The 26983-nt window shown below is 39.3% G+C and carries 18 protein-coding genes; 11 read left to right on the plus strand and 7 right to left on the minus strand.

Annotation, left to right across the window (positions count from 1 at the left end; translation table 11 throughout):
- The first annotated feature begins 4 nt into the window (after positions 1-4).
- Positions 5-3850: a VWA domain-containing protein gene (locus V7077_RS12665; RefSeq protein WP_335502019.1), complete on the plus strand. Its 3846-nt coding sequence runs from the start codon at positions 5-7 to the stop codon at positions 3848-3850.
- Between the two features lie 86 nt (positions 3851-3936).
- Complete coding sequence (locus V7077_RS12670) at positions 3937-4251, plus strand: hypothetical protein (protein WP_335502021.1); 315 nt, start codon at positions 3937-3939, stop codon at positions 4249-4251.
- Between the two features lie 66 nt (positions 4252-4317).
- Here V7077_RS12670 and V7077_RS12675 read toward each other — a convergent pair whose 3' ends face one another.
- Positions 4318-5037 (minus strand): ABC transporter ATP-binding protein, encoded by a 720-nt coding sequence (locus V7077_RS12675; protein ID WP_335502023.1) that lies wholly within the window; start codon positions 5035-5037, stop codon positions 4318-4320.
- On the minus strand, positions 5034-5726 hold the full coding sequence (locus tag V7077_RS12680; protein ID WP_335502024.1) for an ABC transporter permease: 693 nt from the start codon (positions 5724-5726) through the stop codon (positions 5034-5036). The genes V7077_RS12675 and V7077_RS12680 overlap by 4 nt, the downstream gene beginning before the upstream one ends.
- A 199-nt stretch (positions 5727-5925) precedes the next feature.
- On the opposite strand from V7077_RS12680, the gene V7077_RS12685 reads away from it, so the two are divergent.
- From V7077_RS12685 to V7077_RS12695, 3 genes are all read left to right on the plus strand, one after another.
- Positions 5926-6966, plus strand: coding sequence for a substrate-binding domain-containing protein (locus V7077_RS12685; RefSeq protein WP_335502026.1), 1041 nt, complete (start codon positions 5926-5928; stop codon positions 6964-6966).
- A gap of 167 nt (positions 6967-7133) precedes the next feature.
- Positions 7134-8444, plus strand: coding sequence for an Ig-like domain-containing protein (locus V7077_RS12690; protein WP_335502027.1), 1311 nt, complete (start codon positions 7134-7136; stop codon positions 8442-8444).
- 40 nt (positions 8445-8484) lie between these two features.
- Complete coding sequence (locus V7077_RS12695) at positions 8485-10560, plus strand: Ig-like domain-containing protein (protein WP_335502028.1); 2076 nt, start codon at positions 8485-8487, stop codon at positions 10558-10560.
- Positions 10561-11072: 512 nt separating this feature from the next.
- Here the strand turns inward: V7077_RS12695 and V7077_RS12700 are convergent.
- On the minus strand, positions 11073-17633 hold the full coding sequence (locus V7077_RS12700; RefSeq protein WP_335502031.1) for a DUF4350 domain-containing protein: 6561 nt from the start codon (positions 17631-17633) through the stop codon (positions 11073-11075).
- A gap of 271 nt (positions 17634-17904) precedes the next feature.
- Between V7077_RS12700 and V7077_RS12705 the strand changes: the two genes are divergently transcribed.
- From V7077_RS12705 to V7077_RS12715, 3 genes are all read left to right on the plus strand, one after another.
- Positions 17905-19086 carry a HupE/UreJ family protein gene (locus tag V7077_RS12705; protein WP_335502033.1) on the plus strand — a complete coding sequence of 394 codons (1182 nt, stop codon included), beginning with the start codon at positions 17905-17907 and terminating at the stop codon, positions 19084-19086.
- A 290-nt stretch (positions 19087-19376) separates the two neighbouring features.
- Positions 19377-19904, plus strand: a complete 528-nt coding sequence (locus V7077_RS12710) for a CBO0543 family protein (protein ID WP_335502035.1) — start codon at positions 19377-19379, stop codon at positions 19902-19904.
- Positions 19905-20542: 638 nt separating this feature from the next.
- Positions 20543-20794, plus strand: a complete 252-nt coding sequence (locus V7077_RS12715) for a YrhK family protein (RefSeq protein WP_335502037.1) — start codon at positions 20543-20545, stop codon at positions 20792-20794.
- Between the two features lie 417 nt (positions 20795-21211).
- Here the strand turns inward: V7077_RS12715 and V7077_RS12720 are convergent, their stop codons facing one another.
- Together V7077_RS12720 and V7077_RS12725 are read right to left on the minus strand one after the other, a co-directional pair.
- Entirely contained in the window at positions 21212-22126 is a 915-nt protein-coding gene (locus tag V7077_RS12720; protein WP_335502040.1) for a C39 family peptidase, read from the minus strand.
- Between the two features lie 332 nt (positions 22127-22458).
- Positions 22459-22626 (minus strand): hypothetical protein, encoded by a 168-nt coding sequence (locus V7077_RS12725; protein WP_335502042.1) that lies wholly within the window; start codon positions 22624-22626, stop codon positions 22459-22461.
- 500 nt (positions 22627-23126) lie between these two features.
- Here V7077_RS12725 and V7077_RS12730 point away from each other — a divergent pair, with 500 nt between their 5' ends.
- The gene (locus V7077_RS12730; protein WP_335502044.1) at positions 23127-23573 is read left to right on the plus strand and encodes a CoxG family protein; all 447 of its coding nucleotides are present in this window, start codon (positions 23127-23129) and stop codon (positions 23571-23573) included.
- A 166-nt stretch (positions 23574-23739) separates the two neighbouring features.
- On the opposite strand, the gene V7077_RS12735 is transcribed toward V7077_RS12730, so the two are convergent.
- On the minus strand, positions 23740-24552 hold the full coding sequence (locus V7077_RS12735; RefSeq protein WP_335502046.1) for a C40 family peptidase: 813 nt from the start codon (positions 24550-24552) through the stop codon (positions 23740-23742).
- 253 nt (positions 24553-24805) lie between these two features.
- Here V7077_RS12735 and V7077_RS12740 point away from each other — a divergent pair, with 253 nt between their 5' ends.
- Positions 24806-26062, plus strand: coding sequence for a C40 family peptidase (locus V7077_RS12740; protein ID WP_335502048.1), 1257 nt, complete (start codon positions 24806-24808; stop codon positions 26060-26062).
- 91 nt (positions 26063-26153) lie between these two features.
- A complete protein-coding gene (locus V7077_RS12745; RefSeq protein ID WP_335502050.1) occupies positions 26154-26291 on the plus strand; it encodes a hypothetical protein in 138 nt (45 codons plus the stop codon).
- Between the two features lie 70 nt (positions 26292-26361).
- Here V7077_RS12745 and V7077_RS12750 read toward each other — a convergent pair whose 3' ends face one another.
- A complete protein-coding gene (locus V7077_RS12750; RefSeq protein WP_335502052.1) occupies positions 26362-26943 on the minus strand; it encodes a hypothetical protein in 582 nt (193 codons plus the stop codon).
- Positions 26944-26983: the final 40 nt, after the last annotated feature.

Consider the following 26983-nt stretch of genomic DNA (forward strand, 5'->3'; position numbering starts at 1 on the left):
GAGAATGAACTTTAAACGAACATTGTATTGCATGGTGGCTATTGTTGTTTTCTTTTTAGCTTCACAACAACAGCAAATGATTGTCCATGCAGCTGAAAATACACCAAAATTGAAATTAACCGTTTCATCAGATAAACAAACATATAAAGCCGGAGATGATATTAAATATAAAATTACCATTTCCAATTCATCAAGCGGCGACGCAAAAAATGTCGTTGTCACTTCGACATTGCCAGACGGTCTGGAAGCGGTCAAAACAAACCAAAAAGTAGATGGTAAAAAACAGATTTGGAACATCAAGACCATTAAAGGCACTGAAGAATATGTTATTAATTTTGACGCAAAAGCGAAAAAGAGTGGAACTACAACCAAACCGTCTGAAACGAATGTAAGTCATGATTCAGACAATAAAGGTACTACGGCAACGGACAGTACAAGCGGGTCCTCTCCTAAAACAGGGGATGAAACACCCTTCATGAAGTACTTTGTATTGTTGCTTGTTTCATCCACTATTCTTTCCATTGCGGTAATTGCTCTACGAAAAAAGAACCTAAAAAAAGAAGTTGCTTCTTTGTTGATTCTTTCTTTAATGGTTCCTTCCTTTTCACATGCAAATGCAGCGATATTGAAAGAAAACATTTCAGCGACTTACAAAGTAAGTGTGGATAATAAAACCTATGAACTCGTTACAACTGTACAAGCTGATGTAGACAATCCACCAGCTGAAGAAGGACCTTTTTCTATTGGAATTACCTCACCAAAAGAAGCGTCTTTCGTAGCGAATTATGATTCACTTACTTTAGAAGGTACCTATAAAGGTAAAAAACCAAGCGTTATCCAGTATGTTGTCTTTCTTAACGATTCGTTAGAGCCTGATTCAAAAGGGGAGGTAACAGGAGATAAAAATTGGGAAATTAAAAACCTTAAATTAAAACAAGGTATCAATCGTGTGATTGTCGCGGCACATGACAGCAAAGGCAAGGTGTTTCAAGATGAAGTATCTATTTCTTATAAAGATGATGAAGATAATGACGGACTCTCTTTATCTCTTGAGACAACTTTAAAAACAGACCCTGCCAATCCGGATACGGACGGAGACTCTCTTCCAGACGGATTTGAATATGCGATAAATTTGAATCCGACATTAAAAGATACCGACAAAGATGGAATTTTAGATGGCAATGAAGATTTAGACGCTGATAAGGTTTCTAATATTAAAGAAATGGAAAACAAAACAGATCCTTTGAATGATGATACAGATAATGATTATTTAAAGGATGGCGATGAAATCAGCACTTATTCGACATCCCCTCTCCTAGAAGATACAGATGGCGACACCTTATCCGATGGTGATGAAATTGATATGGGCACTAATCCATTAAAAAAGGATACAGATGGTGATGGTACATTAGACGGTGACGAAACGTCTACTCAAAAGTTAGATGCTGATTTATTTAAAGATGTCAATTCTACCGATAACCTTGCGCCGGCTAGCATTTCTATCACTGGAAAAGGTAACTTTAACACAAGTGTGACCGTTTTAGACGCATCCCATGTACCAACCCTCACATCCATTCCAGGTGTTGTTGGTAAACCTATTGATATCAAGTCAACTTCAAGTTTTAATGAAGCCACAATCTCATTTAAAATAGACAATTCTTTATTGTCTTCTAGAAAACTGGAAGATTATAAAGTTGTTTGGTATGACGATAAAGAAAATAAGGTAAAGTTCTTAACGACATCTTATGATGCAGCTACCCATACCATCTCTGCTAAAACAACGCATTTCAGTCATTATGCAGCTGTTGATACCCCTTCCTTCTTTGAGGGAACGGATGGCGGCAATAAGAGCGACCGCATTGAAAAAGGTAAAGCCGATGTTGCATTTGTTTTGGATTCAACAGGCTCTATGGGTTATACAATCAACAATGTTAAAAACAACATCAATGATTTTGTTGACCGGTTAGATGCGAATAAAGTAGATGTTCGTCTTGGTTTAGTTGATTATAAGGACATTAACGCTGATGGACCAAAATCAACTAAAAATCACGGATGGTTTACAACCGCTAATGCATTTAAAAGTGATCTGAATAGCGTGAGAGCTAATGGCGGAGGAGACGATCCTGAATCTGCTGTCGACGCTTTAGAAGAAGCTAGATTAATGGGATTCACTGATAACAAGGCTAAATTCATTGTTTTATTGACCGATGTCGATTACCACGAAAATACTAGATTTGATGGATTAACTACCATGGCTGAAGAGATTAATCGTTTAAAAGCCGATAAAATTTCTGCTTCCGTTATTACATCTACTGATTATTCTTCATACTATAAAGATTTGTATACCAATACTGGAGGGATATTAGCCGATATTAATGGTAATTTCTCTACTGAGCTTGATAAATTAATTGCAAATATAGGTGAAGAAACAAATGAAAAAGTGACAGTACGCCTTTCTAATAACACTCTTGTTCGCTTGAATAAATATCCTGACAAAACGGATACCAAGACTGATTCTGATGGCGATCATGTCCCTGATAGCAAAGAATTAACTGATAAAACCACTTGTGATGATGGGTATGGAAAAACAGTTGAATGTTGGAATTTTAAATCAAACCCAGCAGAGAAAAATTCGGATTATGACATTTATGATGATGAACAAGATCTAGAACCATTAAAAGAATATGCGCCAAGCGTGGTATTCCTTCACGGTTGGACATCTGACAATAAACAAACATTTGGCGCTTGGTCCCCACTAGATGGTGTTAATGGAGGAACAGAAGGAGAAAAAGCGCAGCGGGCGATGGATGCAACTAGTCCTGCACAAGTAGCGAAGTTTTCCAGTATTGAAAACCAAGCAGTGTTTAAAAACGGAAAAGGTCTTTATAATTCCGTTGAATCCAAAGTCGGCCGTTTCTCCGACTTGTATACCTTTAATTATCCAAACTTAGCCCATCCTTGGGAGTCCTCCTTTATCTTAGGTAAATATTTAGACAACTTAGTTGCAGCGGGTAAATTAAAAAGACCGACAGCAGGTTCTAAACCGAAAGTCATTTTTGTGGTTCACTCCATGGGTGGGTTAGTTTCCCGTTACTACAACGAAAAAGTCAGTGTGAAATCGGTAGATGTTGATGGAATCATTACCATCGCGACACCGCATTGGGGAGGAAATGGTCTTGCCGATTATTGCGGTGAACATGCTTCTATTTGTGCTTCTGCAAAAAAATGGTCAGGAAAAACATATGACCAAATTGCTTCTCCGGCAGCAGGAGACTTGGATCCGAACCATTATGAATTAATGTGGAATTTTACTGATGAAGAATATGAATGGGTTAAGGTCATGTCTTTCCCAGATCGTCTAAATGAAAACTTCACAACTGCTAGTAAGAAAAATGCTTTGTATTTTGCAATTGGCGGTATTTCTTCCTATGACAAGGCTCCCGGAGAACCGGTAGAAGTTCGTTATCTAGAAAAAGAGCTGAGTCCCAAAAATGGGGATTTCACCACTTACGCACATAAAAGGATAATGGATGCATATTTTAAAGGAGATTCACCAGAAATACCATTAACGTATGATGATTCTATCGTCACGCTGAATAGTGCATTAGGCTCGGCTCATGACGCTGGTAAAGGCGATGATCGTGTCGAAAATCATGTTTTAAATTTTGACAAACGCTACGTCATCATCGGGGCGGATCCGGCTAGTTCACATTCTAAATTACCTAATAATAGCTATACGAGGACAGCAGTGAATTATTGGATCATCAAAGATGTATTCAGTAAATATATCGAAAAAGAACACCTCGGTGAACTATTTAAAAACGTATCTGAGCCAAACGAAACAGAATGATATGAATAACACGAAAAGGACCTGCACGATATACTGTTGCAGGCCCTCTTTGTAATGTTATTATTTTAGTAAAGGGGGCTCATTTTATGATTAGAAATTTATACTATATTATTTTTAATGCAGTACTCTTTTACCTTTTTATACAATTCATGGGCGCTTTGAATTCTTTCAATCCTGATTTGAGAGCAAAACGCACCATTGACGATTTCATTCCTTCGCTTATAGGCGGTACCTTAGTGATAAATTTTATTTGCTTTGTCGTTTGTTTCTTATTTGCTTTTCGAAAAGTATTTGTTAATAAAAGAACAATCATCAATAAAATTTTATTATTTATTGCTGTAGAACTTTTATTAGTCTTTTGGTACTTATACGTAATTAATAATATATTTTTGATTAGTTAATTTTTACAAATGTATTTTTTTTCAGATCGGATAGAATTTTTGTGTCTCTAAACCGTTAGGCTTTGTTTACGCCCATTCGAGGAATTCCACTAACTCAGGTGAGTTTGGAGTTTCGACTAAACCAGGCAATTCCCCAAACTCTTTCAATAATCCATTAGCGATAAAAAGCCCATATTGCCCAATCCGTTTCGCTTGATTCATATTATGGGTGGCCAAAATCAAGGTTGCTTTTTTCACCTTACAGTAGTTCAGAATTGCCTGTTCCATCATTTGGACATTGTAGGGATCGAGATTGGCAGTGGGTTCATCTAACAGCAACAGCTCTGGTTCAAAAACAAGCGCCCTTGCTAAAGCCACTCGCTGGATTTCACCGCCTGAAAGCGTGTCGATATTTCTTTTTTCATACCCTTCGAGTCCGACTAAGGCTAGGATCTCCTTTATCTTCCCTTGCCTTTCCTGTTTGGAAACTTTCCGGAATTTAAGTCCTAAGCCGATATTATAAGCAACGTCCCCGGTGAATAAGACCTCATGCTGGGCGACATAGACCATTCTTTTTCTTAACGCTTGTTTGGTTTTCTTCTCTAATATTGCTTCAAATAGTGTTATCTCTCCTGTACTATACGTTTGCAGGGAGGCAATCGATTTTAACAGTGTGCTTTTTCCTGCACCGCTCGGCCCGATGATCACATATCTGTTTCCTGAAACGATTTCAATATCATTAATTTCAAGCAGCATTCTTTGCTTGGTTTTCACTTGAAGCTGCTGGATTACGACCGCATTGGTCATACCTGAATCACCCCTTGATTCGGACCTTTGGGTAACATAAATCTCCATAAGACAAAGAAATTAATCAGAAAACTAATCAATAATAACACCAAACCTAAAGCAAGCGCCGTATTGAAGTTCCCCTGCCTTGTCTCGAGAATAATCGCTGTGGTCATTACCCTTGTTTCGCCTTCAATATTACCGCCGACTAACATAACCGCTCCCACTTCTGAAATCGCCCGTCCGAATGCCGTTAAACAAGCCGTAATAATGCCTCTTCTCGATTGCCTTAGCAGGACCATCCATAATTGTAGCTGGTTTGCCCCAAGCGTCAGTGCGGCGGCTGAATATTTGTTCACATTGGCTGATAAAGCTGAATAGATTAGTCCCGTCACAATCGGGGTTACTAATAGGATTTGTGCTATCGTCATCGCGGTTGGAGTAAATAAGAGCTGAGCGAAACCAAATATCCCTTTTCTAGATAATAAAAGATAAACAATCACGCCAATTAACACAGGAGGTACACCCATGAACGTATAGACTACTGATAGAATGATATTTTTACCTTTGAACCGATAGATTCCTAGGATTGTTCCAAATAGGATCCCAATCAGGCCGCCAATGAGCAAGGCTGTTAACGAAACCTGTAGTGACAGGGTAATGATTTTGATAATCGCTTCTTGCTTAAATAAGAAGATCCACTCTTTCATCTCGTTTCCTCCAAAAGCTTACAAGGTAGACACTATTGTAAATGTTTTCATTATCATTGAAAAGTAAGTCTTATGAACTGCCACAATTCTGTAATAAACTTAACAAAACTTAATGAAACTAGACAAAACTTGATTTACTATAGGTAAATTGTCCCTTATGATAGGTTTGTAAAAATTAACATTCTAAGCGAGGGATAGTATGAAAATTAGAAGTTTGGTCCTTTCCATTTTTGCAGCTCTTATGCTCGTCTTTTCGGTGAGCACCCAATCATTGGCTGCTACTAGTCAGCCAAAGGTGATTAAGAAAGTAACAACGACGATCAATGCCAACATTAGAAAAGGAGCTAGTTCTCATTATAGCCGTATTGCCATTGCCAAGAAGGGCACGGTACTTTCGGTTATTGGTACAAAGGGTTCATGGTATAAAGTCATTTGGAAAACAACCACTGGTTATGTTTATTCCAAATATACCAAGAATGTCGTTACTACCGCTGCAGCACCAAAACTTGAAAGCTCAATTATTCTTGCTACGACGACCAGTACCCAGGATTCAGGCCTGCTGGATACGATTATTCCTGTTTTTGAATCCAAGTATAATGTAGATGTAAAGGTAATCGCAGTCGGAACTGGACAAGCTTTAAAAATGGGTCAGCAAGGCGACGCCGATGTGGTTCTTGTGCACGATCGTAAAAGTGAAGACCAATTTGTGAAGAATGGTTATGGTACATATGCCTGGAACGTGATGTATAACCAATTCTTGCTTGTTGGACCATCAGCAGATCCTGCTCATATTAAAGGTTCAACTTCAGCGGTAACAGCTCTTAAAAAAATCAGTACTGCCAAAGCTATCTTTATCTCTAGAGGAGATGACTCTGGTACTAATAAGAAAGAGATTGCCCTATGGAAATTGGCAGGCATTACTCCTTCTGGTACTTGGTATAAAAAGGCTGGACTTGGTATGGGTGATACTCTCCGTATGGCCGAAGAATTAGACGGATATACCCTCACTGATGAGGCTACTTTTTTAACGAATAAAACGTCTTTAGCGAAATTAGTGTACGGACAAAGTGATTTATACAATCCATATGGTGTCATTGAAGTAAAGGGAACGAAAAAGCCAAATTCAAGTAAGACTTTCATTGATTGGTTAGTCAGCAAAGAAGGCCAAGGAATTATTGGAAAATATGGTAAAACCAAGTTTGGTAAGCCATTATTTGTTCCTAATGCCTCTAAACGTTAGTTTTTATATTTTAATAGTTTTTAAGGGAGCCTAGCGTAGGCTCCTTTTTTTTATTACAGCTTATTACAAATAATTTCCACTTGTGATATATTTTATCAGTAGAATAATTTATAATATTCTTAATAGAGGACTATTGTCTGATGAAATTAGGCTTAGGGAGTGAAGGAATGAAAAGTTTAAGGGTTGTATTATGTTTGTTATTTTTAGGTTTGATTGGGATACCGATTAGTGCACATGCTGCGGAATTGATTCCGGTGCAAAAAAGTTTAAGCAGCAACATTACTAAAAGCAGCTTACCAAGTACGGTTATGAGGAAGTCTTTATCTGTAAATCCGGGAGATTATCCATTAAGAGGAAATAATACATATGTAGATTCCTTGTATGATAGTTGGAGTACATATCACGATCTTTACTTCAAGTCAGTTATAAATTATTCTTTTACTGCTATGAATGTTCAAATGCTATATCAGTGCGATTATTACATTTTTAAAGATCCATATATTACAATTGAGTTTTATAAAAATAATGCTGGAACTTTACAATACACGGGGGAAACAAATTTTAATACAACAGGTTATGTAAATGTTTTGTTGAATTCTTATATAAATAAAGCAAACTTTCAAGGCCAGCCCTACATATATGTAAGAATAGGGGTCTCCGAATATCTGAGTGATTCGTACTACCAAGATGTCACGCAATTTAAGGTAACCAATCCTTTCTATTCGGTGCCTGATAAAACACCGCCGGCCAAGCCAACCGTTAACACAGTTGACGACAATGACACGATTGTTACAGGCAGAGCAGAAGCAAATTCTTATATTCTTGTAAAAAATGGAAGTGCCACAGTTGGTACAGCAAAAGTCAGCTCAACCGGGACATATAGTGTGTCCATTCCTAAACAACGGGCTGGAGTAAAACTAACCGTTTATGCAAAAGATGCTGCCGGAAACCAAAGCGTAGGTACGACCATCACCGTTATCGATCGGACACCTCCAGGGAAACCAGGTGTTAGTCCTATTGGTGATAACCAAACGATTATTAATGGAACAGCCGAAAACGGCTCTAGAGTAGAAATTAGACAAGGCACTAGCGTCATTGGCCAAATTACTTCAACAGGCTCCTTTACAATTAAACTCACAGCCCTAAAGAAAGCAGGCACAGTCCTAACGGTTTACGCCATAGATAAAGTTGGAAATCGCAGTGCAGGGAATGCTGTAACCGTCATGGATGTAACAGCTCCAGCGGCGCCTACCGTAAATAAAGTGACGAGCACCTCCACCTCCATCACCGGTAAAGCAGAAGCAGGTACAGGGGTCTATATTTTCTCCGGATCCACTTTGGTGGGACAAGCCACAAGCAATAGTGCTGGGTACTATAGCGCGATCATACCGGTTCAGAAGCAGGGCATTAAACTAGAAGTACTAGCCATCGATAAAGGCGGCAATCAAAGTAGTTCTGCGTGGGCAACCGTTTACTAAGTTAATACACAGAAATCAATGATGAGTGAGAGGAGCTCTTATGAATAAATTCAAACGATTATTTTCTATCGTCTTATCCGGCCTTCTATTATTCTCCGTTTCTGCTGGAGAAACCGCACATGCGATTACATCAGGTCAGGGCTATGTTATTATCAATAACGAGTCCACAGACGGAGATGGAACTGCCTATACAGGATCTTTTAAAATTAGCAATAAGAACTATACGTATAATAAACAATTAAAGCCTAGTGCTTATAAAATGGATTATGTTAAACCTTTTAATATAGCAAAAAACAAAACTAGTAAACTTCGTCGAAATATGTTGTCTACCTCATCGTTTGCAGTAGGAGACAGCAAATCCTTTTGGGTGGCCAATATTGAGTCAGATTATGATTATGAAATTACGGCTCAATTGCTATACAGTGGGACAACCTCTAATGTTTGGGTCTATAACAATCAAATTACCGCTGCCGATGCGCAGAAACTCGGTCAAGAGTTTGACACGAAAATAAAACCGATGGTCAATACCAACTTTGGGATGGAATCCGATGTCGATGGAAATGGGAAAGTAAATATCCTTTGCTATGATATCCAGGATGGCTTCAGCGGAACCGGCGGTTATGTGGCAGGATACTTCAATCCATACGATCTATATGACCTTCCTGACTCCAATCAAATGGAAGTCTTCAACATCGATACCTATCCAACAATGGGAATTGGTTCTGGAAAAGATGTTTCACAAGCTTACAGCACGCTAGCCCATGAATTTCAACACATGGTCGACTTTAACCGCACCGCCTTTATCGAGGGCAGCACTACCCAAATGGATACGTGGTTAGATGAAGGATTATCAATGGCTGCTGAACAAATCTATACAGGCAGTCCCCTAACAGATCGGATTGATTATTACAATTACTCTGATTCGATTACCAACGGTCATTCGTTATTGTATTGGGATGATTACGGTGATGTATTATCCAACTATTCCTTGTCCTACTTGTTCTTTCAATATCTCAAGCTGCAAGCGGGCCAAGGCGACAAAATATTTAAGGAAATTGTAGAGAATCCAAACAATAACTATCGTGCTGTGGAAGCGGTCATCCATAAATACATTGACCCGAACATGTCATTTGGAAAATTTATGACCTCATTTCGAGAGGCCTTATTGTTAAAGCAGGCTACTGGTCTTTATGGATTTAAAGGAGTACCTGCCTTTAATGCTCTGATTCCTAAAATCTATAACGATTATGGAATGTATTTAAACGGTGGCGGTGCAGTTGTTAAGTTAGTTGATTTACCATTTACTGCACCCACAGATAAAGACTCGGATATCACTTATACGCTAATAAATGACAATACAGGAGATACAACTCCTCCAGCACCGCCGACTGTTAATACCGTCGGAGATAATCAAACAACAGTTACTGGTACAGCGGAGGCAGGTTCGACTGTATATGTAAAATCCGGAACAACCGTGTTAGGCAATGCGCTTGCCTCAAGTACTGGCGGCTTCTCCGTTAGTATTTCGGCACAAAAGGCCGGTACCAAACTGATTGTTTACGCTCAGGATGGTGCAGGTAATAAAAGTACTGAAGTTCAGGTAACAGTATTGGATAAGACCGCTCCTGTAAAGCCAGCTCTTACCACATCGCTTAAAGAGAATCAAACGGTGCTTATCGGAAAAACGGAAGCTGGGGCAAAGATTGTCGTTAAGACCGGAAGCACGGTGTTAGGACAAGGCATTGCTACCACCGCAGGAACATTTGTAATCAAAATGGCTCGCGCGCAAAAAGCTGGAACGGTTGTCACGATTTATGCCAGTGATCTTGTCGGTAATCAAAGTTACACTTCGGTAACGGTGATTGATAAGACTCCTCCTGCTGCACCTAGTGTTAATAAAGTGACGTATCGGTCAACCACCGTTACTGGTAAAGCTGAAGTGGGCGCAACGGTTTATATTTATAAGGGTACTAGCCTAGTAGGAAAAGCCGTGTCCGACAAGTATGGTAATTTTAAAGCGGTTATTAAAGCACAAGCAAAGGGATCTACTCTTGATGTTTCCGCGATGGATCGGGCGGGGAATCAGAGTCGGTCGGTTTTGGTGAAGGTATATTAAAGAAGTGGGCTTCTACACACGTTGTAGGAGCCTTTTTTATGGGATTGAGAGTTAATTACCAATTATTGTAGGATTAGATGGAGGTTTCGTAGAATACTGTGTTAGTTTTGTAGAATTGGGTGCTAGGTTTGTAGAATCCTCCTCCGGCTTTGTAGAAAAATCCTAATTTTATGCACAATTCCTGATCCAGCCCTTTCGAAAAAAACTCCAAGCTTGTTTATTAACAAAAATTCAAGGTTTATTAACAAAATTGGGGACTTTATTAACAAAAAATAAGATATATTAACAAAAAAATAGTTTTATTAACAAAATTCCTCTGATTATTAACAAAGCCATCTAAGATGCCCCTCCTGCTCAGGACGGTAAAAAAAATGTCCGGCCGCATGTTGGTCGGACAACGATTCTATATAAAGGGGGTCATGAAAAAGGGTTGAATTAGCTTACCTCTTCATGTCCTTATTCTACCCCCTGAATATGAACAAACTATGAAAAAACATTTACGTTTTTAAAAACTATTTACTAGCTTTGCCTGCCGCAACCTCAAATGTTAATTGAGTTCTTGCCTCAGAATACGGTGTGATTAGACCAAAATTAAACTGATCCTTTGCTTCTACGACAAGTGTATAGGTTCCAGGAGTCCTAGCCGTCCAAGTCAATGTATTGCTAGTCCCATAAGCTTGCGAGTAGATGACATTGCCCTTTTTATCGATGATATAGAAACGATATTCAGGAGTTCTGCTGCCTTCTGAGACTGCTGTAAATTGAATTGGCTCCTTAAACACCTGTGTACCAGGCTTTGCTGTTGTGACACTTACCTTTGTTACTTTTTCATCTACAACTTTTACACTAGCAGCTAAACTAATGTTACCAGCTGCATCTGTAGCTGTAATCGAGATGGTTGAACCAGCTGCTTGCTTGGCAATCGCAATGGTAAATGTGCCGTCAAATTCAGCTTTACTTCTACCAATCTCTTTGCCATCCACTGTAGCCACAACTGTTGCACCTGACTCTGCTTTACCCGTGATAACGACATCGTTATCGTTTACTAGGTTGATGCTTGGTGCATCTGGAGCGGTTGCGTCTAGTACGGTCACTTCAGTTGCTGCACTTTGATTACCAGCAACGTCTGTTGCTGTGACTGCAATATTAGTACCTGCTGATTGTTTTGCAATTGTAATTGTAAATTTACCATCTGCATCAGCTGTAGCTGTACCAATTTCTTGGCCGCCTGCCACTGCTGTTACAGTTGCATTTGCTTCGGTTGTTCCAGTGATAACTACATCTTTATCTGTTACACCATTTATAACTGGTGCTTCCGGTGCAGTTCGATCAAGTACGATGACTTTAGCAGCTTCGCTGGCGTTACCGGCAGCGTCTGTTGCTGTGACAGAAATTTTGCTTCCTGCTGCTTGCTTCTCGATTGTGATCGTGTAATGGCCCACTTCATCTGCTGTAGCGGTACCGATTACTTCGCCAGCAACCTTAGCCTCTACCTTAGCATTTGCCTCGGTTGTCCCACTAATCACAACGTCGTTATCTGATACATCATTTACTACTGGTGCATCAGGAGCCGTTGCATCACTTACAGTGACTTCAGTTGCTGCCCCATGGTTTCCAGCAGCGTCTGTTGCTGTTAATGCAATCTTGGTTCCTGCAGTTTGTGTTTCAATCGTAATTGTAAATTTACCATCTGCATCAGCTGTAGTTGTGCCAATTTCTTGGCCGCCTACTGTTGCATTTACGGTTGCATTTGCTTCGGTTGTACCCGTGATGGATTTATCTTGATCGGTTACCCCATTTACTACCGGTGCGTCTGGAGCTGAAGTGTCTGTTCCAACCAATTCTTTCGTGTTTCTTACACGGATTCGAGTCCCTTCTGAAAATGCCCCAGAAAGACCGACTGCTTCTAACGTGTCTCCCACTTTAAGAGCTGGGACAGGACCGCTTTGGTTGACAATGTATCCGTCTGTAAAGACTAAAACATCACCAGATCCATCATTGATTACATAGGAATTATCGTCATACTTGGATACGACTTTTCCGGTTACTTTTACAAGCAGACCTTGGTTTGCGGAAGTTGTTGCTTCCCCAGTTGCCACTGTCTTCGGCTGGAGTGGATCACCCGAACCAATTTTAATAACGTCACTTGCAAAGGTTGTAAACTCTAGTTCTTTGTTATTTTCAAAAGTCTTAATATGGCCATTTACACGGACTTTGTCGCCTAGTTTCAGTGAACCTTCCGGAACTTCCTGGAATGCCATAATACCGCCGGTTTCATCCTGCAGGTAGAACGCATCAAAGAAATTGCCTGCTCCAGTTGTTACTGTCCCTTCCACGACTACATCTGTACCATCTTCCTTCGAGCGTACATCGGCGATTTTGGACACTTTCGTTTCGCGATGTGCAAGCCAGTTGACGGCATTCAATGTGAATTCATCGTTTCCTTTTGGCTCATATGATTCATCCATTTGTTTGTCGTTAAAGATGTTCATACCAGACACGACAATCCGTCCATTTGATCCAATTTCTTCAGAGGCAATTAACGGAATCGCCGAACCGCCGGTTTCATCGGAAACAGCATCGTAGGTGTAGCTGCCTTTAATATTGTTTTGGTAGGTGGTTTCATTTCCTTTTGCAAGGATCGTCACTTTCCCGCCATCTGTTAGAGGCTGATTATTTGCGCCTGATAAGCTTGAACCGCTGTAGTAATCAATAAACGATACGCGGTCGGTAATTAAGTTTGATACTAATCCTGGATGCACTCGGACTGCATATGGGCTGACTTTTGGATCACTCCAGAAGTTACCGCTCTTGCTGTCGTCAAAGACTCCATCACTGCTCATGCGAATGGCTGAGCCCATCTCACTTAATAGGGCATTGTTCATGGTAGGGTCAGTGCTGTTATTGCTCTTCCCGGCCATTAACAAGGAACCGCCATTTTTCACAAAATTTGCTACAGCTGTATCTTCAGCAGCCGTTAACGCTGTTCTTGTGTGGGTGAGTACTAATACCTTCACACCGCTTAATGTTGCATCTGTAAGAGCTGTTTTATTTTCTGTAACCGTATAGCCTTCTTTTTGAAGCATAAGGGTAAAGGCTTTTAGGTTATCCTTATAGGTTCCGCTGTCGCCACTTGTATTTTCATTACCATGGTTGGCATCGATTAATACTTTTACGCCGAGCGGCTCTTTAATTTTTACCGGTAAGGTAAACTGCGTATTACCTAGATCCAGACCATCTAATGAGGTAACAACTGCAATAATTTTATGGTCGCCTATTATTGGTGCATTCCAGGTCGTAGATGCTGTTGCTGAACTCTTCGTTAGGATTGAAGAAATGTTGCTTGTTCCAATTAAGTTGGTTTGGTTTACTTCGTCATAATAGAAGTCTACTTTTAGGTTTTTAACTGGTTGTGTACCATTATTCGCTACGGTTGCTTTTAATGTTGCCGGGTTACCGCCAATGATGACGCCGCCGTCTACATCAATGCTGTTTACTTTTACATCCACTGGTTCTTCTTTTGACCAGATTGGTGAAGAGTAAATTCGTTCGCCGTCCATTTGGGTTACTTTAACAACAAACCATTGCTGGCCGCCTGTAACTAAATAAGATGGTGTCCATGTGAAGTCTTTTTCCATCGGCGTAATCGAATCGACTACTTTACCGCCATTGGTGATTAATTCTACTTTTGCAATTCGGTCATCTGATTTGTAGCTTGTTGGAAGATAGCTATAATCTGTGTCGTTATGAGCTTCTGCCACTAAGTCGCTTCCCTTAATGTTAAATTTAAGGTTTTTGCTGTCGACTGTTGAACCCATGTAGTAGCCATTGGCTAACACGTCTAAGGTGAAGTTCGGATCCTCTTCCATGTAAACGCGCATATTACGCATTGAGTGAAGAAGAGAAGCTTGGGAAAGATCGTCCGCTACGATAACCGTACGGGCATTGACTTGACCCCATGTACCTTCATGGTTGTCTTCCCCATAAGTCGGTGCTACATGCCAGCCTAAATCTAGTGCTGAGAAGAACTTTCCTTCAGCATTGGCATAGCCGTAGTGGCCTGAACCATTTCCTACTTCCAACATGGTGAATAGCTTGTCTACCTTTGCATCATATGGCTTAAAGTTGTTGAACGCATTCGCTGACATATCCGGGTGGTTGAATTGCCCAACGATATCGTCGTATGTCATGACCCATGCATAGTATTGGCTTAAATCTTGGTATTGCTTGCCGTTAATATTTCGGTCGATAAAGTTATCGGTACCGAAGATGTTGGAGTGTCCCCATGTGGTTGAAGTCATCTCGAATGCTGGGAATACTACGTAATCTTTGTTTGTGTACTCTTTCGCAAGATCTTTGGTTAACTGCCAGTCCGATCCGCCAGAACGTTCTGGTACTGCCTTACCATCTGCTGTTGTACGCTGCACGGTATCTGTTCCCAATTTTTCAGGATCGATATCATGAGAGTGGTCTGAGAAAGCAAACCAATCGTAATGATGGTATTTACCTGCTTTTAACGCCTCTTCAGGAGTACCGGCGGCGTCATGCGAAATATTTGTATGGTTATGCGTTGTACCGCGGTAGTGATTACCACCTGTAAAACGTGGAACCACTTCAAATGTCCATTCTTTTTCGGTTAGGTTGCCTTTTGTATCCTTTGCCGCAACCTTTACCTTGTGGGTTCCAAGTGCCAAGTCTGTTTCAGGCGTATATTTTACCTGTGTTTTGCTGATGGTTGCTGCTGGTGCGGTTAGCTCTCGTTCATCCAGCCACATATGAACTGTTGCTTGGTCAACACCGCTTGCGTCATCAATTAAAGCCGAAATTTCTGGTGTTGGGCTTTCTACTTTTGTTGTATCCTGTGGTGTGAAACCGGAAATTTCTGGTCCAGTCGTATCTTCGATTAAGGTTACTGGATATGGAGCTGCACTGGTTCCAGCTGTTTGTACTTGTGTTCCTGCTTTTGCCTCGATGTAATACTCAAAGCCGTTTTGAGGGACATTCGCTGCTGCTAATGTAGCTGTGTAACGCCCGTCGCCTCCGTTTATCATCGGTAATGCCGTATAACCGGTTGTACCTGTTGCCCGGTAGTAAAGTGTGACCGATTCGGCACCGTCGGCATTTGCTTGGAACTCTACATTTGCGTCTTTGTAGACTTTTGTTAAAGCCGTGTGTGTGATGCCTAGAATTGGTGCAATATCTTTAACATTACGAGGATACAATTGGTATCCGTTTGTTGCGGAAGCATTGGTTGTATATTGTCCTAATACTCCTGTTACGGTATAGCTTTTTCCAGTTACAAGATCGTTATCTGGCTTGATACCTGTTGTACCCATTACCCTTAAGGTCGTAGCTTTACTGTTTTCATCGACAAAGGTAACGTTATAGTTAGCACCTGAAGCTGCCACTGCTGAAACCTTTCCCGTCACTGTTACAAGGCTTCCTTCAAGCGGTTCAGCCGTTGCGTAAGTGTTTAAATCATTAATTGTTAACGTTTTAGCTGCTGGAATGGGATTTCCTTCGCTTATTTTTTCGATTGAAGTTGGTTCGAATTCGGTTAAGCCGTTATAGACTAGTACTTTCCCTGTGATGCGGACCTTGTCTCCTTTTAGGATCTGATAGCCTAAATCTAGGGAAGTATTAAAGATATTGATGCCCGCTGTATCATCTTGGACATAGAAGTTTTGCTTTTGTGTGCCAAGGATTTGATTATCTACGGTTGCCACGCCTTCAATTGTAAAGAACTTGTTCAGATTGACTGGCTGGCCTTTTGTATCCGATGTACGGACTTCAGCGATCTTTGTTATGGCAGTTGTATCCGCTTTCGAAACAGATACTGTTCCGCTTTGGAGCATGATTCCTTTTGCCGAGCTGGTTGTTTGGGTGACATAAACCGTGTTTGGAGCGTTGTTAATCGTAACGGTAAAGTCTCCTGCTGTTCCAGCTGTCACTTCTTGTGTATTTAATTTTTCAGATGGTGTGGCTGTGTCATTAGGATAGACATTGATGCTGGCATTTGCTGCTGCTGCACCTGCGCCGCCAATCAGTGTCCCTACCCCGTCCGCTACTACATAGCTTAGTTTTGCTTGTGTGACTGGTGTACTTGGTGCTGCTACGCTGATTTGGATGGCTGCGCTTTCAGCTAGTCCTGTTTGCGTGGACGCCACATAAACGGAGGATAGGGCCTCCTTTGTGAATTCAATTGTAAATGATCCGTCAGCAGCGGCCGTTGCTGTACCTAGGACTGTGCCTTTTGCTGCGGTTTCGTATACTTTTACGGTGGAGCCTGGTTCTGCTGCTTCTGGTTTACCGATTACTTTAACCGCTGTGCCGTTTTGAAGGAATTGGATGTTCAATCCTTTCGGCTGCAGGCTGGTTACCGGGACCATTGGAGCTTCGGTTGGGCTTGCTGTGTTTCTTGGAGTTGGTGTTACGGTAGCAAAATCTGCCGCATTATCATTTGTATCCCATGCATTACCAAGGCCTGGAGCAGGTGCTGTGTTGGCATACGGTATGCGGACTGCACTTAATGTGGCTGATGGTGATTTTGTTGGACCAGTCGTCCCTTCGTAACCAACAGTCCCTGTTCCATATCCAACAAAATCGATTACACCTGTTGGATATTGTCCTGAAACGGCAGTAGTAGAATTAACCAACACCACTTTACCCGCTCCTGCTGCCATTGCAATTGAAGCTTGCGTGTCAGGTTTCGGTAATGGCTTGTCCTTTACAGTAGTACCTGCTGCCTCTTGAATTAAATAGTAACCATGAGATTTAATGGTTCCTGAAATCGGTGTAACGGTCCATCCCGGACCTGTCGAACTCGCATATTGAACAGACCATCCGTCCAATGCAACTTCGCTATCGGTTGGATTGTATAATTCAATGAAATCATTCGTATAAGTAGCGCCGCTGTTCCCCCCTCCGCCATACACTTGAGAGATGACCACATGATCAGCCTGCTCAGCATGCGCTCTGCCTATTAAACTACTCGGCAAAAATGTACCAATTAATAGTAGTGCTGCCATGAACGAACTCGTCCATCGCTTAAACTGCCTATTCTTCCCCTTCATTCATTCTCCACCCTTTTATAGTTTTTTCGACAAAAAGTAGACCGAAATCCCCCTTCTTTCTGAATACTTTCAATTACACTACTATTCTACAAAATTTTAAATTATAATGATATATCGTTTGTCAGATTTGTGAACATTATTTATTTAGTAGTTATTTCCATGTGTACAAACGGGTTTAAAATATGTTTATATAGAAATAGATTTGGAATTTATAACATTCTATCAACTTATATGTTCATTATTTAAATATAGTAATTTCAGGAGGAATACTGTGCCTATATTTTTCGACAAACATCGAATTAGACCTTTAATCTTGGTATTTTTACCCATTCTATTAGTTTGGATGTCTATTCCTTCTAAAGCATTAGCACATGCATACAGTGCGAGTTATACAAAAATAACAATGGACAGTAAACAAACAGAACTTGTCTTTACGCTTGATACATTGTCCATTCTTGAATTAATACCCTCTATTGATGCGAATAAAAACTTTGTCCTTGAAAAATCAGAAATCACTAAAAACAAACATCATCTCGAAGAGCTAATCGAGGAAGGCTTGACCCTTGATAAAGGGAACAAGGAACAAACTCCTAAAATAACCAGTATGAAACTGGTTAAAAAGGAAAATAAAGAATTTTTGTCTACCTACATGTCGTTCCCTGCCTTTTCACCTGGTGACACGATTAACTACAATGATGGTTTTTATTTTCATGACACCGGCACCAACTATGTTGACCTGATCACGGCTACCATTAATGGGGAATCCAGCGAGGGTGTTTTACAAGGAAAAGAGCGGACCTGGACGGTTTTAGTAACGGAAATTCAGCAGGAACAAGGGCAAACGGCACAACCTGACACTCATCAAGTGCAGCCGAAGCCAGCCGCAACCACTGATGAAAAAACGCCGGCCACGTCCTGGTTATCCTTTTTCAAACTAGGCATGCTTCATATCTTAACGGGCTATGATCATCTGCTATTCCTACTGGCCCTACTGCTGCGAAAGCAAACCTTTAAACAGTATGCGGCCATTGTTACGTCGTTTACAATGGCCCATAGTATTACGCTTAGTCTGGCGGTATTGGGTTGGGTGACGCTCCCGTCACGATTTGTCGAGGCAGTGATTGCCTTTAGTATTTGTTATGTCGCGCTGGAGAATATTTTTAGAAAAGAAATCCGCTATCGCTGGAGTATCACCTTTTTGTTTGGTTTGATTCACGGCCTCGGTTTTGCGATGATTTTAAAAGAGATGGCGATTCCGAAAAGTCATTTGGCTGTGGCGCTGATCAATTTCAACTTGGGGATTGAGGCGGTTCAGCTGTCGATTGTATTATTGCTGCTTCCGTTATTATCGTACTTATTTAAGTTGAAGAACTCTGGAAAAGTAGTCACCTATAGTTCGTATGCGATTGTGGCGTTAGGGGCAATTTGGCTGTTTCAGCGGTTGTTCCTATAATTAAGAATCCGGGTATATCGAACCAATGCACAAAAAAGGCGTATGAATTAACATACTAAGCCGTTCTCTTTTGGAGTATCCGCATAGGAAAAAACATATATAAAAACAAGTATAAAAGCAGTGGATTTCACAATTTAAATCTCACTGCTTTTAGCACGAAGATTATCTTAAAATTTCCAATACTGGCTTGTTCAACTAACTTAAGCAGGATAGTTGAACATTTTGAATATATTCCTTTTTCTTGAGAATACTACTCAAAACTGTAGTACAAGGAAAGGAAGAAGTTTGATATGGATAAGAAAACAATAGAGCTGATATATGAGAAATTATTTGGTTTGAATAGTCAGCTCTATTCTTATTGGCGTGAGGAGCTTCTTTTTAAAACACAATGGTGGATATCTTTGGGATTGTTTATTATTCCATGGATAATTGTAGGCGGATATATCGTGAAAAGAAATGCAACTAAAGATGTCATAAGTCCAATTCTATTTTGTATACTTTTCGCTTCATTTACTGATTATATTGGTGTTTCATATGGTTTTTGGTTATATAAAGTAAAATTAGCACCCTTAACAATTGATATTCCTTGGGATTTCACCTTACTTCCTACATCAGTAACATTTCTTTTGTTGATACGCCCCAAAATGAACCCTATGATAAAAGCATTGATTTTGGCTTTTCTTACATCATTTATTGCCGAACCAATTTTTAATTACATTAATCATTATGAATATTTAATTTGGAGATATATTTATTCTTTTCCAATTTATTATGTAATTTATTTGATATCTTATAAATTGTATAAATTAAATAGGTAATGTTTTTCTTCAACTTAATGGTGCCTTAGCAGAAGAGCAAAGTGATTTAAAAAGTGGGAACTTCAAATGAAGCTCCCTAATTTTTTGATGTTGATGAAAATACTATTGACGTATGAAATAGCACACGAAAATGCAGACCATAATTTTATTATGGTTTATATTGATTTAAACCCTAATTTCCTTAATAAACCTTATTAAATAAATAAAAGATAGAGCGAATTCAATTGCTAATTACCCTCCGAAATGGGTTGCTTTTATATGTGTTTTTATCGTTGAGGGTACCTCAAAAGAGAATGGCTTATTAACAACAACCCTTTTTAGGGAATATTAAATCTCTTTGTTAAATATAAAGTGAAGATTGTGAAATTATATAAGATTAAATTACTTGATACTAGGGGATTAAGACAACATAAAGCAAACGATGAAGGATGGCATAAAGAAAAAAAGTTGTTACTTTCCAGTATCAATGGGGTAGTACATTCGTAAAGGAAATGGGGTTTTTCGTTTCCTTTTATTTCTTTTTTGCCCATTGGCAACTACTTAATAGGAGTAATCTCTTTATATCATTTGGCTCATTTCAATTTTTACGGATTTAATAAGATGATATTATTTGATATACATTTCACAGGAGGCTGCAAATGTTTAAAATAAAGCTTCAGAAAAGAGATATTAAAGTAAAAGCTGGTCCTTTCAGCTTATTTATTAAAAGGAATTTTAAGGTGATCTATACATTAAATGATATTTTGTTAGGGCTTGAATTTTTAATAGGAAGTGTATTATTTCTTTTTCCATCTACGGAAACTCTAGCTATTTGTTTATTTATAACAGGAAGTACCCAAATGCTTATACGTCCTGCAATTCGTTTATTTAATGAAATCCAATTAAAATAAAAGGTTACCTAATACCACTTATCGAAGGATGGCCTTATGACACGGGTAAAAGCAGCTGACCATAAAATAGGATGCTACCAAATGGAAATTGGAGGCACCCTATTTTTCTTTGATAGAAGAAATATTTCCTTAGGCTAAAAATACAATTTTAATTCATCGTCCCTTATTTATCACTTCAAGGTTCAACCGGGCTTGCCGGGTTTGTGTACAATCTGTTCCGGCAGGAAAGGCCACAGTAAATGAAGACCTCTTTCATTGCCCGATGAGATGCATTTTATCCCCGATACGGTAAATGAAATGTCTTTTCATTATGTAAAAAAAGCAAGTCTGTTTGAGGGATCATGCTTCCAGTAGTGGTATTCGTATGAAGATATTGGACACGACAGAATTACCTTCCGCATTTTCTTCATGTGAGCTTTATTTTAATATGACGATCGCTTGGCTTCCCATCTGTTCCCAAGCTTTAATAAAGTTAGTCTTGTTTAATTTTTGATTTTTATTACCATAAGGGTTATTAATATAAATATAATTTTGATCATATCCGGTAATCACAACACTATGCTCGCTAAACGTAATTCGAATGGATCCTTGCGGTGTATTCCACGACTGAAAATTAGATACCGGTGCAAAAGTGGTTGTCGTGATAATCCAAACTGGAAGCCCTTTTCCGACATAGCTTAATACTTCAGAAAAAGGCTTCTTCGTTAGATTAACAGCTTTATTTCCTACATATTTTTTGGCAAGGGATAAAACTGGACCATTGTATACAGCTAATCCCGGTCCGTTTGCCATATCACCTACAAACCCTGCATTTGGGTTTCCCTTTAAGCCATTACGATACATCCAAGGAACTTTATTCACCTGGTTTGCTAATGTATTTTTCGTCACTTTCACACCGTGATAGTTTAAAACCATAGCTAAACTGGTTATCTCACATCCATTTTTTAAACGAGGTGCAGCCATTTGGTTAATCAGTGGAACATTCAATACCATGCTGTTGCTTTGAATGCTGGTCCCCAGCGCTTTTGCGGTAACCGCGCCCACAATTCCATCTACTTGTAGATGACGAGCCTTTTGAAATTGCCTGACCGCATTTTCTGTATTTACTCCAAAAACCCCATCAATTCCTTTTGTGCTGTATCCAAGCGATGTAAGCTTTCTCTGCAGCTCTGTTACAGAAGGTCCTCGGCTTCCTTTTTTAAGAACTGCCCCACTTGTATTAACAAGGGCAGATGATCCAGCCGCGGATGCGGAATCTGGAGGCACAACGATACTTACACTAAACACCAGAAGAAACGCCATGGAAAAAAGACTAACCCATTTTCTCTTCAACTTGTATCCCTCCAAACTTCTAATCTATTAACCTGGAAAATTTCCACCACTTACTTTATTTTACCATTTTTGTCCATGATTAAACTTAATTCTCTCCGACACTTTTTAATTATTTCCAACATTTCAAATATTGTCTTGTTATATTCACCTACAAAATTTTGAAACGTTTACTATAGGTGCTTATGTTCAAAAACGGGTCCGCTGCTGCGAACCCGTTTTCTTATCGTACTAAAGTGCAGATATAACAGAAGTCCTTACTGCTTTCATTTATTAATAAGGTAAAAATTTATCTGTGCTATTACCGGCCCTGTAGGTATTTTGAGTACACATTGTTAAGGGTGAAAAAAATTATAAGTAAGTGGAATCAATGGTAATAAAATAATAAAACATCCAGAGATGATAAGAAAAAACGTATGCTCTGATTCTTTCTGCATAAGTTCTTCTTTGTAGATTTTTTGAATTTGTCTTTGCTTTAAATCAAAGGGTCCCTTCTTTTTCATTATTATTCCGCCTCCAAAGCCAAAATTCAGCACTTAAATAATATATGATTTAGACGGATTTAAATTGAAAAAGTTTCCATTTCATACGAAAAGGACCACCAAACAATATTGATGGTCCTACTATACTTATTATCTATTCTTTTAGGCAGGTTACCGTTCATTTAAGAAAATTTCTGCAAAGAACCCTTCTGTTTTTGTGAATCCTACGTTTCCATACATCGCTTCACGATTGAAGCTGTGATATTCTTCTAGGAATTGAAAAATCCCCTCTAAGATTTCATTATTGTCGTACTTATGTGTCTGACCACCATGTATACAATTTTTTTTCAAAATCTTAGTTTTTTGAAAAATTTATGATTCTCAGCTCAGGAGTTAATAAGATTACTGAAGGAAAGAAAGCTAGGAGTAATGAGGGATGTAAGTTTATGTCTTTTATGTAATAATCATTTTTTGTAGATATATATATTTACAATACATACATAGGGAAAGTGGGAATCATAATGGCAACAGGAGCACATACAGTAGAAATTCCAGTAGATGTACAAGCAGTTTGGGATTATGTCAGTGACCTTGAAAAATGGGCAACGACAGTACCAGCCTATAAAGAACATGAAATCATAAATGACCAGCAGTCTATTTGGACATTCGAAGGTAGTATGAAAGGGATTAAAAAAACAATCCAAGCGCAGGTAGATATTACTGAATGGAATGAGCCTACAAATATTAAGTTTGATCTAAAAGGTTTATCAGATAATTTTACAGGAAGCGGTCACTTTACTTCAGAAGATGTTAATGGTAAAACAACAATGACTTGTAGGGTGGAAGTCCGTGCAGGCGGGTTATCAGGTGCAGTGTTAACACCAATTATTAAATGGGCTGTTCCCAAAGTAGCATCTCGTTTAACAGAATCAATTGCACGTAAAATTGAGTATTCTCATAGTTATTAAAGATTGGAAATCACCTCATAAGCAAAGATGTTAACAATCTGATATACCCAACGAATGATAAGGGCTGTGGGAAATTTATTATTAGCAGTGTCTTTAACTCTATGATTTTTTGGGGAAAGAGATAAAAAACCCATCTTCAAAATCGAAGATGGGTTTTCACATTCTATTATAATTGTCTTGCTCCAAGATAACGAGCTTTCCAATATGAGTTACTCATGGCCGTAATCTGGACACCACTGGACGCGGAATGAATGAACTTGCCATTCCCAATGTAGATTCCCATATGTGAAGGACCATTCGTATAAGTATGGTAATAAACGAAATCACCAACCGAGATAGAAAACACGGGTTTCGTTGTCTTCCAATACCCATCAACCGTCAGACGAGGGGCGGGTTTTTGTTTATTTATCAAATAGTGAATAAATCCACTGCAATCAAATCCTCTTGGCGTCGTTCCTCCCCATCTATATGGAGTGCCAATCACTGCTTTTGCGTCTGAGATTAACTTGCCTTTATTAATGGTAGACGCTGCTGGTTTAGCTGCCGCTGTTGGCGTGGTTTTTGGTGCTGCTGCAGGAGCACCATTCACTTTTAATTTTTGGCCTAGTTTAATCTTGTCCGTTTTCAGACCATTCCAAGCTTTAAGTTGTGCCACTGTTGTTTTATATTTCTTGGCAATCGCTGATAGGCTATCGCCCGATTTAACCGTGTATACTACTGAAGCCGTGCTGGTGCTAGGTTTAGCCGCAGCGACTGCCTTCCCTTTTTCAGGAATGATGATATTCTGACCTATTTTAAGTCTATCACTAGATAATTTATTAGCCGTCTTAATTTCTGATACTGATAGATTATATTGTTTAGAATACTTCGATAAAGTATCCCCGCTTTTAACTTTTATTGTAGCAGCCATGGCTGAAGTGCTATATAATGATGTCCCAAATACGGTAGCAGTAATGAACGTTAACAATTTCTTTTTCATACTTTCCCCCAAATGTTTTAATCTATTTCCAGTTTACAACTTTTTTGGAAGAATGCCAGAATATGTCGAAAACGTTATCAAAATGTAATGTTTCTGTAATGTTTTGTCGTTTAATTTCAGAAAATTTGGGTAAGGCGGAAATCGATCCTGTTAAATTAAAATTCTATGAGAAATTTGGGGAATTTTTCTGATAATACTAGCAAACTATGGTAAAATTAATAAAAATATGTAAATACGAGGTGATTTCTCCTAGATGAAGAAAACAATCGTTCGAACTCTATCGACAACAGCTCTCTTTTCTTGCGTTTTTGCCGGTTCCGCATTGGCGTCTACATATAAAGTTCAAAAAGGTGATAGTCTTTCAAAAATTGCCTCAGATAACAATACGAGTGAGGATAATATCAAGAAATTAAATAATTTAAGCTCTGATCAGATTTACGTCAATCAAACGCTTCAGCTTTCCTCCCATACACCAACTGCCTCCGTTCAGGCAGTTCAGCAAACGACTTATAAAGTTGTCAGCGGTGATGCTTTAATTACGATCGCCAACCGCTTCCATGTGACGGTCGGCGAGCTGCAGCAGTGGAATAGTCTGAAGGGTACGATCATTTATGTTGGACAAACCCTGAAGGTATCTGCTCCTGGGAAAACCGTGACCGTGTCTGCACCGACAACTACTGTACCAGCGGCAGCGACTGTGACAACGACCAAAGCTCCGGCTCCTGCTGCGACACAGCCAACTACCACTTATAAGGTTAAAAGTGGGGATTGTCTAAGTAAAATTAGCAGTCAATTTGGAATGACGGTTGCACAATTGAAATCACTCAACAACTTAAAATTAGATTTAATTTATGTCGGGCAGACGCTAAAGGTTTATGCGAATCAGACTAGTACTCCAGCTCCCGCTGCACCGGCCGCTCCTGCAGCCGCAAAGCCGGCAACGTCCACCCCAACGGTTGTCACTAGTAATTATATTGTCAAAAGCGGAGACACACTTGGAAAAATAGCGGTTACCTACGATATGACTGTCCCAGATTTAAAGTCACTTAACCACTTAACATCTGATCGGATTTATGTCGGGCAAACGCTGAAGGTGACAGGCACCGTTAAAACCGTAACCGCGCCAGCGCCAGTAACGCAGACAGATGTTTCCGCACAGATCGTTTCGATTGCTAAAAGTCTAATCGGGGTTCCTTACGTCTGGGGCGGCAGTACGACTTCTGGTTTTGATTGCAGTGGATTTGTTTTTTATGTTGCCAATAAAGCAGGGAAATCGCTGCCCCGTACTTCGGCTGCCGGTTATTATGACCGAACCTATTACGTGGATTCGCCTAAAGCTGGCGACATTGTATTTTTTGAAAATACATATAAACAGGGAATCTCCCATTTAGGTATCTATCTTAACGAGAATCAATTTATCCATGCCGATGAAAAGCACGGCATTATGATTTCTAATTTACACAGCCCTTATTATACAGCCCATTTCGCGGCTTTTAAGCGTTTCTATTAAAATCTCCCAAATTGGGAGATTTTTTCATGTATAAAAGAGTGCTAGATTGGGAATAGTACTAGTAAAGATAATTACAAGGGAGATGGGAGCAATGAACAGTCAATTATCATTATTAACGGAGTTTGTTAAGGAAGATGGATTTGAATTGAACAGCTATCTTACTCACTTATTCGAACAAGTTACTACTCTATCAAATAATGAAGAGCTAAATATTGAGCCAACCCTATGATGAAAGCGGGTTGGCTTTTTTTTCGGGGAGTTATTTCTTTATGTCCTTCGTTATCATCAAGTTCCATTCTCTATTCTTGCCTTTTCTTTGTTTCGCCAAGAAATCCAGGCTTAATAAAATCAATCACAAAATTATCGGAGATTTTACAAATGCCTTTCCAATTATATTGGCTAAGTTCAGATATGATTTTTTGATAAGTTTTCAGAATCACATCGACCTGATTGGAATTTTCATTATTATAATCTGCTGAAGCGGCATCAAATTCATAATGCAGCTCTTGTGGCTTTATAATGCTTGCTTCCAACTCTATTTGGTCATGGTCAGTTGAAATAAAAACCGCAGGTGGGAAAGGGAAATCAAATGATTCTACCTTTATAGTTATCGCTTCTACTTCATTTTTTATCTTCATTTGTTTTATTATTCTCGGAATTATATTCACGGTTTTTTTAACTATTTCCTTATCCATATCCATTTTAAGATTGTGAAGATTTTGTTCAAATTCTGTAATAAATTCTTTACTATTTAATCTTTTAAATATTTCAGCTGCCTTATCTAATTCACTTACTAATTCTTTTCTTTCGTCATTCGTTACGGTTTGATTACTTTTCAACGCTTTATTGAATGCATTAACCACTTTACCGAAGTTTGTCATATATCAAAACTCCTTTAAAACCATTTTTTCACTCAATGTT

Origin of the sequence: Neobacillus vireti (genome assembly GCF_036962465.1) — a bacterium.
Classification (GTDB): domain Bacteria; phylum Bacillota; class Bacilli; order Bacillales; family Cytobacillaceae; genus Neobacillus; species Neobacillus vireti_B.

Coding starts and splice junctions, on each gene's coding strand:
- V7077_RS12675 (WP_335502023.1), bottom strand. CDS start 5,037: ATGACCAATGCGGTCGTAATCCAGCAGCTTCAAGTGAAAACCAAGCAA.
- V7077_RS12740 (WP_335502048.1), top strand. CDS start 24,806: ATGAAGAAAACAATCGTTCGAACTCTATCGACAACAGCTCTCTTTTCT.
- V7077_RS12685 (WP_335502026.1), top strand. CDS start 5,926: ATGAAAATTAGAAGTTTGGTCCTTTCCATTTTTGCAGCTCTTATGCTC.
- V7077_RS12665 (WP_335502019.1), top strand. CDS start 5: ATGAACTTTAAACGAACATTGTATTGCATGGTGGCTATTGTTGTTTTC.
- V7077_RS12735 (WP_335502046.1), bottom strand. CDS start 24,552: ATGAAAAAGAAATTGTTAACGTTCATTACTGCTACCGTATTTGGGACA.
- V7077_RS12750 (WP_335502052.1), bottom strand. CDS start 26,943: ATGACAAACTTCGGTAAAGTGGTTAATGCATTCAATAAAGCGTTGAAA.
- V7077_RS12690 (WP_335502027.1), top strand. CDS start 7,134: ATGAAAAGTTTAAGGGTTGTATTATGTTTGTTATTTTTAGGTTTGATT.
- V7077_RS12670 (WP_335502021.1), top strand. CDS start 3,937: ATGATTAGAAATTTATACTATATTATTTTTAATGCAGTACTCTTTTAC.
- V7077_RS12695 (WP_335502028.1), top strand. CDS start 8,485: ATGAATAAATTCAAACGATTATTTTCTATCGTCTTATCCGGCCTTCTA.
- V7077_RS12680 (WP_335502024.1), bottom strand. CDS start 5,726: ATGAAAGAGTGGATCTTCTTATTTAAGCAAGAAGCGATTATCAAAATC.
- V7077_RS12715 (WP_335502037.1), top strand. CDS start 20,543: ATGTTTAAAATAAAGCTTCAGAAAAGAGATATTAAAGTAAAAGCTGGT.
- V7077_RS12700 (WP_335502031.1), bottom strand. CDS start 17,633: ATGAAGGGGAAGAATAGGCAGTTTAAGCGATGGACGAGTTCGTTCATG.
- V7077_RS12730 (WP_335502044.1), top strand. CDS start 23,127: ATGGCAACAGGAGCACATACAGTAGAAATTCCAGTAGATGTACAAGCA.
- V7077_RS12710 (WP_335502035.1), top strand. CDS start 19,377: ATGGATAAGAAAACAATAGAGCTGATATATGAGAAATTATTTGGTTTG.
- V7077_RS12745 (WP_335502050.1), top strand. CDS start 26,154: ATGAACAGTCAATTATCATTATTAACGGAGTTTGTTAAGGAAGATGGA.
- V7077_RS12725 (WP_335502042.1), bottom strand. CDS start 22,626: ATGAAAAAGAAGGGACCCTTTGATTTAAAGCAAAGACAAATTCAAAAA.